This is a genomic window from Candidatus Pelagibacter sp. PS_10_02, assembly GCF_059418005.1.
In genome coordinates this window covers 764681-778348 of record NZ_CM182076.1, presented here as the reverse complement: position 1 = coordinate 778348, position 13668 = coordinate 764681, and the positions used below count along the sequence as shown (strand labels likewise).

Below are 13668 nucleotides of genomic sequence, written 5' to 3'. Positions count from 1 at the left end.
AAATTTATTGATTTCTTGTTGCTATATAAACACCAAGAGTTGCCACAGCAAAACCAATTAAATCTAGATTATTTAATTTTTCATTTAAAAATAACCAGGCCATTATTGCTGTAGTTGGTGGTATTAAAAAAAATATAGAAACAGTTTTACTTGCTGAGTTATTTTTAATTAAAAACATTAAGATTGTAAATGCTCCAAAAGATACAAGAAATATTTGGTGACTCATTGCTATTAAGAATGTGGATGTAAAATTAATATAAGGTTCACTAAAAATTAAAATAATTATTATGTGAAAAGAACAGCCACCTATTGCTTGATACATGTTGCTGACAGACAAAGGTAAATTGTTACTTATTTTTTTTTGCCATAAAGTAGATGTTGTAATCGCCAGAAGAGCAACAAAAGATGCTAACACTCCAAAAACAGGAAGGCTTGATCCAATATCAAAACCTAAAACTAAAGCAGCACCAATAAATCCAAGGATCACTCCAATCCATTGCATAAAAGTAACTTTTTCACCTAAAAATTTTCCTGCTAAAGCATTGGTTAAAATTGGTTGTAAGGTTACAATTAATGCAGCAATACCAGTGGGCATTCCGATTGAAACTGAATAAAAAACACCCCCTAAATAAACACCATGAAAAAGTACTCCACTAAAAAGTGACTGCAGAAGGTTTCTTGAATTAGTTAAAATTTTTTGTTTTGTATAAATTGAATAAATATAGAAACCAAAAGCTACTACAAAAAATCTAAAGGCCAATGCTGCAAAGGGATCACTATTGTCTATTATTGGTTTTGTCGTCACAAAAGCTGAGGACCACAAAATAATAAAAATGAATGGAAAAATTTTAACCATATCAAGGTTATAGGTCATATTTATTATCAATATTAGCGATTAATATACAAAATGAACACTTTCTCTCTTGAGTTGTACTTTTAAATACTTAATATTTAGAAGGAGTATGATGAGTCTAAAAAAAATATTTGCTGGATTATTTTTGCTATTTTTTCTTAATGGATGTGTACAAAATACAGCTTTATTAGGACCTGTTTATACATTAGCTACTACTGGTAATATCTATCAAGCTGGCCTTTCATACGGCTCTAATCAAGCAGTTAAAAAAATTACTGGTAAGTCTCCTTCTGAAAATATTCAAAGTCTTGTAGAAAATAAAAAGAAAAAAAATGAGGAAGAAGAAAAACAGGAAGAGTTTTTTACTTTAGTAAAAAATAGAATAGAAAAAACAAGTAAAATTATTCAATTAGCTAATCAGTAATACCCAATAAAAGTTGCTCTGATTGGCCGGATTCTTTACACCAAAGTTCATAACTTTCACACATACGCCATAAGAATTGGTTTGCTCTATTTGATGCTTCGATGAGAGTATTATTTTCAGTCTCATAAAGTTTAGGAATTTTAATTAAATTTTTAATAGTCATATCCTTTTGAATTTCTAAAAGTTTGATGGTTTCATCTGGTATTTTTTTTCCAGTATCTTTGTCTAAATATTCATTTTTCTTTAATTCACTAAACCATTCATCATGCAATGCACCAGTACTTAACTTTGCAAATTCATTAGTTTCCATGAATTTATTAATAGCTTGTTTTACATCGATTTCTGGATATTTGTTTTTTTCGATGGAAACGTAGGAGTAAATAATTTCAGCCATATATATAACATATGGCTTTTTGACTTTTGTGTTCATTATCTATTTTTTATATCTTGCCATACATGAGTTGGCTAATATTAAATTAGGATCAAGATACAATTTTGAAACTTTAGCATTCTGTAGAGATTTATAAGCAAAAATTGCTATAGGTATCTCGGTACATCCAAGTATTATTTTTTCACACTTTTGTTTAATTAAATATTTAATTGCAGGCTTGATAGTTTTTTCTGCCAATTTTATATTCCCCATTTTTACATGTTTGATAGTTTTGTTTACTGAACTTGTTTGTAAATTGTTTGAAGGTTTAATTAATTCAAAATCTTTTTTAAAAATTTTATCATAAATCTCTGTTTTTAATGTTCCTTCTGTTGCAAGAAGCCCAATTTTAGAATTTTTTTTACAACTTTTTTTTGTTTGTGTAAAAACTTCTTTAGGCATATTAATGACAGGTATCTTGATTTTTTTCTTTAAATCTTCATACCAATAATGTGCAGTATTACAGGGTATAACAATAAATTTGCACCCACTTTTTTCTAATGATTTACAACCCTCTAGCAAACTTTTTAAAACGCTATTATATTTTTTTGTATTTTTAGAGTTCCTTGGAATTGAAGATAATGATTTAGTTTGAACACCTATAGACTCTGGTCTTCCAGGAATATTTGATTTGTTGTAAAGTATGAATAAAGGGTATTCTTGATCACTTTTTCCTCTATTTAACATTGCAAGTTTATTGCAAAAATCAAGTCCAGCTTGAGTTCCCATTCCGCCTAAAATTCCAATCATAAATATATATTTTTATTAAATTTATTTAATATTTCCTAAAGAGGTTTATTGATACCTCTCATAAAAACTAAAATTAAGCAACCATCTTTAGTATAAGACGAATGTGTAGAGCCCGGTTCGAAAGTAACAAAATCACCTTTTTTAAAAACTCTGTTATCTGGATCAGTTAACTCACCCTCTAACATCAAAAACTCTTCAAAACCCGTATGAACATGGGGTAAACTTTTTGCATTTGGCTCCATTTTTAAAAGATAAGTTCCATTACCACCATTTTCTTTATTATAACTTATTTTATGCCAACTCATTCCAGGCACAACAACCCCATAATTATCAAATGGAGTGAATTCAACATTGTAGAGGTCAGTTATTTTTCTATTTGTCATACTTGTTAGTTACTTATTATTAAATTGTTATATTGGATCATTATTAATAAAATATGAATATGCAAGATATATTTATTGAAGATGTTGGAAGTGGTACGCCACTGGTGTTAGTGCATGGTTTTTTAGGATCTTCTGAAATGTGGACTTTACAAACAGACTTTTTTAAAAATAATTTTAGAGTTTTAGCTCCAGCACTACCAGGTTTTGGAAAAAGCAATAAAGTTAAATCATGCAATTCAATTGAAGATATGGCTAAATCTATATTGACCTCTTTAGAAAAAAAGAAAATAGAACACTTTTATTTATTAGGTCACTCAATGGGCGGCATGATTGTACAAGAAATGGTTAAGTTAGCAGGTGAAAAAATCTTAAAGTTAATTTGTTATGGTACAGGACCAAGAGGGAATATGCCTGGTAGATTTGAAACTATAGATGTTTCTAGAGAAAAGCTAAAAACTAATGGACTGGATAATACAGCTTATAGAATTGCAAAAACATGGTTCATTGAAGAGGATAAATCTAAATATTTTTATTTATGTGAAGAGGCGGGCAAGCAAACTTCTTTAGAGGCTGCAGACAATGCGCTTGTTGCTATGAAAAATTGGAGTGGTATTGAAAATTTAAAAAATATTAAGAATGAAACTTTGATAATTTGGGGAGATCAAGACAAAGCCTATAACTTCAATCAAGTAGAAACTTTAAAAGAAAATATTATAAATAGCGATCTTAGAATAGTTGATGGCTGCTCTCACAATGTTCATTTAGAGAAGCCTGATGAATTTAATTCAATAGTAATTAATTTTCTTAAAAAATACTGATTGGTATTGGCTGAAATATTTAGCTAAATAATTAAAAAATTAATTTAATTAAAAAATTGCAGCCAATAAAAAGTGTGAAAATTATGCAGTTTTTAAATTTACTGCAGAAGGACCTTTTGGACCATCTTCAACATCGAAAGTCAAAGCTTGACCTTCATCTAAACCATTCATACCAGCATCTCTTACAGCTGAAACGTGAACGAATACATCTTTTTCTTTATCTTCTCTTTCAATAAAACCAAAACCTTTAGTTGGATTGAACCATTTTACTTTTCCTTGTAGACTCATATTTATCTTCTTACTTTTTGTTATGTTACTTTTTATTACTTATAATTAAGTAATTATCGCTTTGTTTAGATTTATTGAGGTTTTGTCAACAAAAAATAGAATATTTATCTAATTTAAACTTTTTTAGTTGTTTATTAGCATGCTCATATAAACTGAATTGACGTCTTCTTTATAGTGCGAGAAGGGCCCAGTAACTTTAAATCCAGATTGGTTAAAAAGTTTTCTAGCATTTTTAAAGAAAACACCTGATCCAGTTTCCAGGCTTAATTTCTTAATATTTAACTTTTTAGCCTCAAAAATTAGGTGATTGATAACCTTTATTCCATTGCCTTTGCCTCTAAATTTATCATTAACTCTTATAGATTTAAACTCACCATGTTCTTTATCTAAAAATTTAAGAGCTCCGCAACCCATTAATTCCTCATCTTCCCATAAGCTCCAAAATTTTATAGTAGGATTTTTTAATCCTGCGATATCAAGTACATGAGCACTTCCCTCTGGTGATACAGATCTCAGTTCCATAAAATGCTTAACCAAAAGTGAATTAACCTCTGGATGATCAAAATTACCTTCAATTGATTTTAACATGAAAATCTTTTAACTAGTTAAAGTTGTTAAATGGCCCATTTTTCTTTTTTCTTTAATTTCTTTTTTTAAATAGTCAAAGAAAAATTCATTTTCAGCATATTTCTTGTCTCTATAATTAATTATTTGATTTCCAATTATATTTAACATTTGGGCATCAGAAATCTTTTTAATAGGTAGTTGATCTAATTTACAAACAGCTCTTATATGGTTTTCAAACTGACTAATATTATAGGCATTAATAGTTAAATGGCCAGAGTTATGCACTCGTGGTGCTATTTCATTTACATATAAATTTTCATTTCTGTCTATGAAAAACTCAACACACAAAGTTCCCACATACTTTAGTTCTTCAGCAATTTGTTTTGCCCATAATTTTGATTGTTCTAATATTTTTTCATTAATCTCTGCTGGTATTTTAGAGCTTCTTAAAATTTGATCTTCATGTACATTTTCAATAGGTTCATATATTTCGTATTTTCGAACATCAAACCTTGTAATAATAATTGAAATTTCTTTTTTAAGTTTGACCAATTTTTCTAAAATATAACCTTTTGAATAATCAATATTCAGAGAATTTAAATTTTGTAAATTTTGAATTGGATGTTGACCTTTGCCATCATACCCTAAAGTTACAGTTTTAAGAATTCCAGGCAAAAGATCCTCAACAGACTCTATTTCAGATTTTTTTTCAATTGAAACGTATCTTGTAGTTCTAATATTCAAATTATTAATGAAATCTTTTTCTGCTAATCTATGTTGAATTATTCTATTAACTGAAGGTTTTGGCAAAACAGGTTTTATCTTATTGATTTCTTTTAGTGTCTCATAAGGAATATTTTCAAATTCATAAGTAATAACATCAACTTTGCTAATGAATTCTTTAATCTTATTTTGATCATTATATTCTCCATGAACAAAATCATTAGCAAATTGTTGAGCAGGAGCGTCTACATCATCACAAAAAATAACAGTTTTAACTTCTAATTTCTTTGCTGCAACCGCTAGCATACTACCTAATTGACCTCCACCTATTATTCCAAGAGTTGGTTTAAACATATTTAAATTATTTTGGTTTTTTTTTAACAGCTTTACTTTGACTTGATCGCCATTGATCTAATTTTTTTTTAACACCAAGATCATTTATTCCAATTATAGATGCTGCTAACAACGAAGCATTAATGGCACCATCCTCACCAATTGCTAAAGTACCCACTGGTATACCTTTTGGCATTTGAGCTATTGATAAAAGACTATCTAATCCTTTGAGTTTTTTACTTTCAATTGGAACTCCCAACACTGGTATTGATGTGAGTGCAGAAATCATTCCTGGCAAATGAGCCGAACCACCAGCACCAGCTATAATAACTGCTATATTATTTTTTTCTGCATCTTTAGCATATTGATACATTCGATCTGGTGTTCGATGAGCTGATATGATTTTAGTTTCATATTTTATATTTAATTTTTTAAGCACTTTTTCACAAAATGTCATGGTTTTAAAGTCAGATTGACTACCCATTACAATTGATACTTTTTTTTTATTGTTTTTGCTCATTTAATCTAATTACATTTTAACTTAAATTGTTATTTCAAATTAAGCTAAATATTTCAATAAAATTAATAGAATTTATCCAACTTATTGATATTCTTGTTAACAAATAAAATCATTATGAATTTCAAAATTGATAACTTGCAATACTGTAACTGGTCTAGAGAAGTTTTTAAGATTAATAGGGAAGCAGGTCTTGATGCGATACACGTAACTATTGTTTATCATGAAGATTTTGATGAGTTAAAAACAGTAGTTAAACAATGGGAAGATCATTTTACAAAAAATTCAGACCTTATATTTCATGGTAAAGATTTTAAAGATATTGAAAAAGCAAAATTAGAAAATAAAACTGCAATATTTTTTGGTTTTCAAAATTGTTCTCCTATAGAAGACGATATTGGTTTGGTTGAAAAGGTATATGATCTTGGCTGTAGATTTATGCAATTAACTTATAATAATCAATCGTTACTAGCCACAGGCTGTTATGAAAATACTGATAGTGGAGTTACAAATTTTGGAAGAGAAGTAATTAAAGAAATGAATAGACTAGGATTTGTAATTGACATGTCTCATTCTGCAGAAAAGAGTACAATTGATGCAATTAATATAAGTGAAAAACCAATTGCAATCACTCATGCAAATCCGTCGTTTTGGCACCCAGCAAAAAGAAATAAATCTAATGAACTTTTAAAAATTTTGTCAAAAAATAAAGGAATGTTAGGACTGTCTCTTTATTCACATCATTTAAAAAATGGCACAAATTGTACGTTAAATAGTTTTTGTGAAATGGCAGCAAAAACTGCTGAAATAATAGGGGCAGAATGTATTGGAATTGGTTCTGACCTTTGTTTGAATCAACCAGACACTGTTGTTGAGTGGATGAGAAATGGTACCTGGACAAAAAGTAGAAATTATGGAGAAGGTTCTAAAAACAAACCAGGTTTTCCTGAGCAACCAAAATGGTTTTTAGATGCAAGAGGTTTTAAAAATATAGAAGATGGCCTTAAAAAAGTTGGTTTTTCAGAAAATGAAGTAAACGGAATTTTAGGAAATAATTGGTATAATTTTTATAAAGGTATGAATTGATGAATGTTGAGCTAAGAGATCCCAATGTAGTGATGAAACTATCTAGACTTGGATCATTTCATCAATCTAAACTTTCATTTTTAAGAAGTTTTTTAAATGAATTTAAAGACTGGGATTATAAAAGAGATTTATTTGAATTAGATGAACATGGGTATGGAATAGCAGTTTATTCATTTAAAAAAAAAAATAGAGTTTATTCTTTAATTTGTTTTGCGAACGAATTGGATGAAAATGAAAGATCAGATAGAGTTATAGCTACAAAGTGGGATGCTGCTTTCACACTACATGATGGCATTCCTACAAAACAAGATATTGAACGTTTAAGAAATGAAGTTCCAAAGCAAGAATTTGGAAGACTTTCTTTTAAAGAATTAACACTATCTAGAGCAAATAAATCAGTAAGAGTTTTTAATCATGTTGTTGAAAACTTAAGTGAAGGCAAACAACCTGACAGAAATTTACTAAATAGTGTCGGATATTTATACAGAACTACTGCAGTTTATGGGTCAGGTAAATTTGGATTAGCAGATAGATTTAGAATTAAAGATAGAGAAGAGATATATGGACCTTTTAGACTAGAAATGATGTTGGTTTATTTAGTTCGACAATTTACTTTTGATCAAGTCAATCATGTTGCAAAAATTAAAAATCCAAAAAAGGCAGTAAGGCTTGATGAAAATATTTGTAAAAGTTTGGGCATTGGAAATTCAACTGGGCTTGGTATGGCTCCATTTATTGTTAATCACCCAACACTTTTAAATAATTGGATATCTGCAAGAGAAATTGCTCTAAAAAAGATAAGAGAAATAAAAAAAATACCAAAAAAAGACCAGAACATTTTTTTAGAATGTTTAAAAAAGTCAATAAAGAATATTACTTCTTGGAATACAGAAAGCGAATATCAAATTAATAAGATTAAATCTTTATTAAAAGACCTTAATGAATTTATTATATACTTAGATAACAATTTTAATTTTGAGCAAGATTATGCTTTTAATGAATTATACCTACATTTAGAAAAAAAATATTGTGAGGAGTGCATCGAATATGTTGTCTCAATGATGATGGAGCCTTATGATGATATTGTTTTACCTTTAATTAAAGAAATGAGCTCTGAAGAGGAAAAATATTTTAATATTCCAACTGAGCGAACAGTAGAAGATTTAAAGCTGATTTTAGAAAAAAAATATCCAGATATCTTAACTATAGATTTTACTAAAGATGAAAATAATTTAAATTTTTGGTTTATTTCAAAAAATAAAGAGGAGCCAAGGTTAGCAAATAGATTTGATGAAATGGGTGCGGAATTAGAGCAACCTCTTGCAATCGCTCGAGATATTAAACGGTTACACGACTTATTATTAAAAGTTAATAATAATTGGACTATTGCTAAATTTTTATCAACCAATAATGAATTGAGACATATTGTTAGAAGAGCATTTATAGTTGAAAAATTTCCTTATTCAGAGATACAGGACAATACAATTGGCAAAACAATTGTACCAATTGATATGTTGAGATTAAAATTATCATTTTTTGGAGCTTTAAAATTTGATCCACGATCTGATAAATGGTTAAGAATATGTATGTTTCAAGGTGCACCTTTACCTGACCAATTAAAAAACTATGATGAGCATTGGGTTTATAATTAAAAAAGATGAGGTCTCTAAGCGAAATAGAAACTGTTTCAAAAAGATCAAGTAGAGCTGCTGGTTATTCTTGGGGTATTGCAGAAGAAGTTGCTAAAAATATAAGATTGCTTGAAATTTTCAATTTACCAGGAGTTAAAAATCTTAATAGTTTTTTTAAGAAAAAAAAAAATTGAGTCTTGATATGATTAGCGCGGTTAATCAGGATAACGTAGCAAATAGAGATGGATATTGCCCAATTATAACTGGAGTGAATGTTTTAGATCAAATCAAAACCTTAGAAAAATTAAATCAGGTAAACTTTAAAAAAGTCTTATACCCTTTACTTTTCTTGCCTTTTATTAGTCGAGCTACCGCAGTGATTGGAAAAAGAATTTTCTTGAAAATTGATGACAAAGAATTTCTGTTAAATTTTAATAATAATATTTATTCAAATTATACAAAAAATGAAATTATAGAATCCGCGAATAATGTTAATTTAAAAGTCATTGAAAATAGAGACTCATTTAATGACGATGAATGGAATGAGCTTTATAAGCTTTCAGAAGAAACATTTGTTGAAGAAAATGAAAGCCTAAAACAAGGTGGAGCAGGGGCTGGTCTTACTGATAATGACTAAAGACTTTGATGATCAAACTAATAATGATGAAGAAGTTCTTCAATTAGATGATTTTTGTGAAGAGTGTAAAAAAGAAGACCCGAGTGTTTCTCAAAATTTGATTTTAACAGGATTTAAAACCTGTAATTCTTGCAAAATTTCAAAAACTATATTTCCGCTTTAGCTAATATTGCTAATGGGTAGAGCATTCATTTTGCTCATCACAAACGATATTGAGAGAAAAGCAATTATTAAAAAAGCCAAAAAGACTATTCCAAATGATTTAAAATTAGACTTTAAATTTAAAACTTGTTTTGTTGAAATAATTAATCCAGCAAATATCCAAAACTGAGTTAGAAATATTATTGGGATCATTAACTCTGGTGTTACAGCAAAAAACCTTAAAAGCCCTGGTGCATGTGCAAACCCTACCGCTGTTAAAACTTTTTTAAAAGGAACTTTAGTTTCTTTATCTGGAAATAATTTTACACCAATCACATAAATAAATAATCCCCATACAAACCAAGTAAGAATGGCAGTTAAGCCAGACATTGCAACAGCGGTTTTAATAACAGTGTTTGCAGCAACTGCACCAGCAATACCATCAAGTATCATTATAAGTCCTGCAAAATATATTGCAGCTTCACCAAAGTTCTTATTATCTTTGTAAAGAGTTTTATCTAATTTAATAGACCGAACAATTATATTTAAAAATTGACCAAACATTATTTATTTTTTTTACTACTTTTCTGAGCTTTGTAAGAAACAAATAGTGGAAAGATTATTAAAGCAATTACGATTATTATGCAAACTACGATTAGGAATGTTTTTGTCATTATTAGTGGGGGAGAATAAGTCTCCCCCAAATAATTAATTTAACCTTTAACGACTTCTCTAGTGTTTGCGTTATAAGATTCTGTAAATGGAATATCCACTACCACAGCATTAACTGGTGTTCCTGGTGTGTCAGAATATTTAGCAGGTAAGTGAACTTTGTACTTAGTTCCAACTTTACCTTTAGGGAAACCATTAGCATTTAATGTTCCATCAAATGGCACATATCCCATTGCTATATTTTGACCTTTTTCAGGGTGATACCAAGGAGATGTGATAAATCCTACAGGATCTCCACCGCTTTCAGGTGACACTAACCAAAAGTCAGGAGCATATTCTTCAATTGGTTTTCCACCCAACTCAAGACCTACTAACTGAAGTTTGTAAGGTTTTTTACCAGCTTTAAGATCAGCGCCCATTTTCTCTAAAGCAGCTTTTCCAACATAGTCAGCTTTTTTATTCCACTCACCTTTACCTGAAAGTGACACTTGATAACCAAGATTACACTGGTAAGGGTTATGTTGTTGATCCATATCTTGTCCCCAAGAAAGAATTCCAGCTTGAATTCTTCTGTGGTGAGCAGGAGCGATAACCATCAGGCTATGTTTTTTACCTGCAGCAAGAACAGCATTCCACATATCATCAGCATATTTAGTGGCATCTCTTAGATAAATTTCATATCCAGCTTCACCTGAGAAACCAGATTGTGAAATTATACAACTTCTGCCACCAATTTTTGCTTCAGCTAAACCATAGAAAGGCATATTGTCAAAATCAACTTGATCTCCACAAAGGTCTTTCATTAAAGCTTTTGATTTAGGTCCTTGAATTTGTACTGGACAAACATCAATCTCATCAATAGTACAATTAAACCTTCCATCAGCATTAACACCTTGAAGATACATTCCAATATCAGAGTCTGATAATGAGAACCAAAATTCATCTTTAGAAATTCTAAGAAGAATAGGATCATTTAAAACACCACCATAAGCATTACATAAAATTACATATCTTGCTCTCATTGGTGAGATTTTAGTTGCATCTCTAGTTATAACATAGTCAGTAAACTTTTCTGCATCTGGACCTTTAACTCTAATTTGTCTTTCAACAGCAACGTTCCACATTGTAACGTGATTTTTAATTGCTTCATATTCAACCATCGCTCCACCATCTTCAGGTTTTACATAACCTCTTGGGTGATAAATACGATTGTATACAGTTGCTCTCCAACAACCAGCTTGCATAGATAAATGCCAGTATGGAGATTTTCTTACTCTTGTTGAAATTAACATCTCAACTTTTGTAGGACCACTTTGTCTTAAGTTATATGGTACTTCACGATCTGATTGATCAACTGAAGTTACGTGTTTTAGTTTAGTATAGTCAAATTCATTAGACATAACCATTCTCCTTCAACCACTTGTTAGTTTCCTTCAAGCCGCCGAATGTATAAATGTGGAAGTTACCTGTAAACTCTTTCACTTTCCCAATTAAATCATTAGGGTCTTTAGGTTTCAATAAATCTAATGCCTTACTAAAATTAGATCTAAGAAAATTTATGGAATTTTTCGCCCCAACTATATTAGCAAACTTAATTAAGCTGGATATTTTCATTGGCCCAGTAATTCCCACATGCACTGGTACTGACTGCTTAGAAATGAAATCTACAATGGGTTGACTATCTAGTAACCATTGAGTCACTATATAATCGGCGTAAGGTTTTTTATCCATCATAGCTTTTTCTAATTCTTTATCAGAAATATCAGGACTACCTTCCGGATGCCCTGCTATTCCTATTTTAATTCCTTCAAAAAATCCTGTTTCTAAAATTTGTATTGAACTATCAAATTTTCCAATTGGATCTCTACTACCACCTATTACTAAAGCTTGTTTTGTACCAACATCTTTACATCTTGTGATAAAATCTTTTAACTGCTGCTCATCTAAAATTGATCTTGCTGGAAAATGGGGAACTGGATTGAAACCTTTTTTAAATAAATCACCAGATTTTGCTGCGGTTTCTTTATAGTCTCCACCTGGTAGCATAGTCACATAAACATCTTTAACTGGTGGCAATGTTTCAAGATCAGTGTGAGGTCCAACCTCAAGAGAAAAATTCATTTTTTTTGATCTTTATCTTTTTTGTAAAAGCTGTCAAAGAAATTCATCTTGTGGACAAAGATATTTGTTGCCAAAATAAATCTCAGTGATAATTTTTTTTATGTCCAAAAATACCAAATATTTTAAACTTTCAGAGATTTTAGATTTGGACAAAATCAGGGTTGTTGGAAACCCTATTGAAACAGCTCATGGCTTACCAAACGAGTGCTATATAAGTAAGGACTATTTATCATTTGAGAGAGAGGCTATTTTCATGGATAAATGGTCAGTAATTGGAGTGGCAAGCTCAGTACCCAATTCAGGAGATGCTCAACCTTATAGTTTGTTAGGCATTCCTCTTATTATTCTTAGAGATAAGGAGAAAAAAATAAGAGTATTTCATAATGTTTGCAGTCATAGAGGATTTAAGCTTATAGATGAGCCTTGCTCATTAAAAAATGTATTGAGATGCCCTTATCACTCATGGGCTTATGATTTTGATGGAAAACTAGTTGCAACACCTCATATTGGAGGCCTGAATACTCATGAAATAGAAAATTTTGACAAATCTTCTAGTAATTTAAAAGAAGTTAGAACTAAAGTATGGATGGATATAATTTTTGTTAATATAAATAATAATGAGCTAGAGTTTGAGGAATATATAAAGCCTCTTGAAGAAAGATGGTCAAAATTTATATCTAAAGAAGACCAAAATTTAATTAAATATTCGAAAGATCATGGGTATTTTAATCTTGATGTTAAATGTAACTGGAAATTCGCTATAGAAAACTACTGTGAAAGTTACCACTTGCCCTGGATACATCCAGAACTCAACAAAGTTTCAAATATAACTGATCATTATCACATACAAGGTCTACCCAATAGATTTGCTGGGCAAGGAACAAATAAATATGATCAACCGGTTAAAGGTGAAAAAAGTTTTAATAATTTTCCAAATTGGCCAGAAGATTTAAAAAAAAAAGCTGAATACATCGCTCTATTTCCTAATGTTATGATTGGTTTGCATATTGATCATTTTTATATTTTTTGGTTGGAGCCAAAATCTATTAGTGAAACAAGAGAGCACTTATTCATGTATTATATAGGTGATGAAAGTGCAAATGGAAGCAAATTAGCTGAAATGAGAAAAAAAAATTCTGAATTTTGGAAAGAAGTAATGAAAGAGGATATAAAAGCTATTGAAGGTATGCAAGAAGGAAGAAATTCTCCTACTTATAATGGTGGAAATTTTTCTCCAATAATGGATAATCCAACCCATCAATTTCATAAATGGGTTGCAGAAAATTTAATATAA

General features: G+C 29.9%; 19 protein-coding genes. 8 read left to right on the top strand and 11 right to left on the bottom strand.

The features are described 5' to 3' along the window. Nucleotides 1–4 precede the first annotated feature (4 nt). Entirely contained in the window at nt 5–856 is an 852-nt protein-coding gene (locus AC5SL1_RS04370) for a DMT family transporter (RefSeq protein ID WP_494599257.1), read from the bottom strand. Nucleotides 857–962: 106 nt separating this feature from the next. On the opposite strand from AC5SL1_RS04370, the gene AC5SL1_RS04365 reads away from it, so the two are divergent. Further along, nucleotides 963–1277, top strand: coding sequence for a hypothetical protein (locus tag AC5SL1_RS04365; RefSeq protein ID WP_494599256.1), 315 nt, complete (start codon nt 963–965; stop codon nt 1275–1277). On the opposite strand, the gene AC5SL1_RS04360 is transcribed toward AC5SL1_RS04365, so the two are convergent. The 3 genes from AC5SL1_RS04360 to AC5SL1_RS04350 are packed head-to-tail and all read right to left on the bottom strand — an operon-like array spanning nt 1267 to nt 2840. Continuing rightward, nucleotides 1267–1707: a hypothetical protein gene (locus AC5SL1_RS04360; RefSeq protein ID WP_494579197.1), complete on the bottom strand. Its 441-nt coding sequence runs from the start codon at nt 1705–1707 to the stop codon at nt 1267–1269. The two genes, AC5SL1_RS04365 and AC5SL1_RS04360, sit on opposite strands and share 11 nt — an antisense overlap. A gap of 3 nt (nt 1708–1710) precedes the next feature. After that, nucleotides 1711–2457 carry an aspartate/glutamate racemase family protein gene (locus AC5SL1_RS04355; protein ID WP_494579195.1) on the bottom strand — a complete coding sequence of 249 codons (747 nt, stop codon included), beginning with the start codon at nt 2455–2457 and terminating at the stop codon, nt 1711–1713. 35 nt (nt 2458–2492) lie between these two features. Then, nucleotides 2493–2840, bottom strand: a complete 348-nt coding sequence (locus AC5SL1_RS04350) for a cupin domain-containing protein (RefSeq protein WP_494579193.1) — start codon at nt 2838–2840, stop codon at nt 2493–2495. A gap of 59 nt (nt 2841–2899) precedes the next feature. Between AC5SL1_RS04350 and AC5SL1_RS04345 the strand changes: the two genes are divergently transcribed. Beyond that, the gene (locus tag AC5SL1_RS04345; protein WP_494579191.1) at nt 2900–3658 is read left to right on the top strand and encodes an alpha/beta fold hydrolase; all 759 of its coding nucleotides are present in this window, start codon (nt 2900–2902) and stop codon (nt 3656–3658) included. 81 nt (nt 3659–3739) lie between these two features. On the opposite strand, the gene AC5SL1_RS04340 is transcribed toward AC5SL1_RS04345, so the two are convergent. The 4 genes from AC5SL1_RS04340 to purE all read right to left on the bottom strand — a co-directional run bounded on the left by AC5SL1_RS04340 (nt 3740) and on the right by purE (nt 6089). After that, a complete protein-coding gene (locus AC5SL1_RS04340; RefSeq protein WP_008545539.1) occupies nt 3740–3946 on the bottom strand; it encodes a cold-shock protein in 207 nt (68 codons plus the stop codon). 123 nt (nt 3947–4069) lie between these two features. Beyond that, nucleotides 4070–4534, bottom strand: coding sequence for a GNAT family N-acetyltransferase (locus AC5SL1_RS04335; RefSeq protein ID WP_494599255.1), 465 nt, complete (start codon nt 4532–4534; stop codon nt 4070–4072). 9 nt (nt 4535–4543) lie between these two features. Then, nucleotides 4544–5590 carry a 5-(carboxyamino)imidazole ribonucleotide synthase gene (locus tag AC5SL1_RS04330; RefSeq protein ID WP_494599254.1) on the bottom strand — a complete coding sequence of 349 codons (1047 nt, stop codon included), beginning with the start codon at nt 5588–5590 and terminating at the stop codon, nt 4544–4546. Between the two features lie 7 nt (nt 5591–5597). After that, nucleotides 5598–6089, bottom strand: a complete 492-nt coding sequence (gene purE, locus AC5SL1_RS04325; protein ID WP_494579186.1) for a 5-(carboxyamino)imidazole ribonucleotide mutase — start codon at nt 6087–6089, stop codon at nt 5598–5600. Between the two features lie 114 nt (nt 6090–6203). Here purE and AC5SL1_RS04320 point away from each other — a divergent pair, with 114 nt between their 5' ends. From AC5SL1_RS04320 to AC5SL1_RS04300, 5 genes are read left to right on the top strand one after another with little or no spacing between them, the layout of a single operon-like run. Further along, on the top strand, nt 6204–7172 hold the full coding sequence (locus AC5SL1_RS04320; RefSeq protein ID WP_494599253.1) for a membrane dipeptidase: 969 nt from the start codon (nt 6204–6206) through the stop codon (nt 7170–7172). Then, entirely contained in the window at nt 7172–8824 is a 1653-nt protein-coding gene (locus AC5SL1_RS04315; RefSeq protein WP_494599252.1) for a hypothetical protein, read from the top strand. The genes AC5SL1_RS04320 and AC5SL1_RS04315 overlap by 1 nt, the downstream gene beginning before the upstream one ends. A 5-nt stretch (nt 8825–8829) precedes the next feature. Next, nucleotides 8830–8997: a DUF3726 domain-containing protein gene (locus AC5SL1_RS04310; RefSeq protein ID WP_494579182.1), complete on the top strand. Its 168-nt coding sequence runs from the start codon at nt 8830–8832 to the stop codon at nt 8995–8997. Nucleotides 8998–9005: 8 nt separating this feature from the next. Further along, nucleotides 9006–9440, top strand: coding sequence for a DUF3726 domain-containing protein (locus tag AC5SL1_RS04305; RefSeq protein ID WP_494599251.1), 435 nt, complete (start codon nt 9006–9008; stop codon nt 9438–9440). After that, complete coding sequence (locus AC5SL1_RS04300) at nt 9433–9603, top strand: hypothetical protein (protein ID WP_494599250.1); 171 nt, start codon at nt 9433–9435, stop codon at nt 9601–9603. The genes AC5SL1_RS04305 and AC5SL1_RS04300 overlap by 8 nt, the downstream gene beginning before the upstream one ends. Here the strand turns inward: AC5SL1_RS04300 and AC5SL1_RS04295 are convergent. From AC5SL1_RS04295 to AC5SL1_RS04285, 3 genes are all read right to left on the bottom strand, one after another. After that, entirely contained in the window at nt 9600–10145 is a 546-nt protein-coding gene (locus tag AC5SL1_RS04295; protein ID WP_494579178.1) for a hypothetical protein, read from the bottom strand. The two genes, AC5SL1_RS04300 and AC5SL1_RS04295, sit on opposite strands and share 4 nt — an antisense overlap. Before the next feature lie 149 nt (nt 10146–10294). Continuing rightward, nucleotides 10295–11653, bottom strand: coding sequence for an aminomethyltransferase family protein (locus AC5SL1_RS04290; RefSeq protein WP_494599249.1), 1359 nt, complete (start codon nt 11651–11653; stop codon nt 10295–10297). Further along, nucleotides 11646–12374 carry a methylenetetrahydrofolate reductase gene (locus AC5SL1_RS04285; protein WP_494599248.1) on the bottom strand — a complete coding sequence of 243 codons (729 nt, stop codon included), beginning with the start codon at nt 12372–12374 and terminating at the stop codon, nt 11646–11648. The genes AC5SL1_RS04290 and AC5SL1_RS04285 overlap by 8 nt, the downstream gene beginning before the upstream one ends. Before the next feature lie 100 nt (nt 12375–12474). Here AC5SL1_RS04285 and AC5SL1_RS04280 point away from each other — a divergent pair, with 100 nt between their 5' ends. Further along, entirely contained in the window at nt 12475–13668 is a 1194-nt protein-coding gene (locus tag AC5SL1_RS04280; RefSeq protein ID WP_494599247.1) for an aromatic ring-hydroxylating oxygenase subunit alpha, read from the top strand.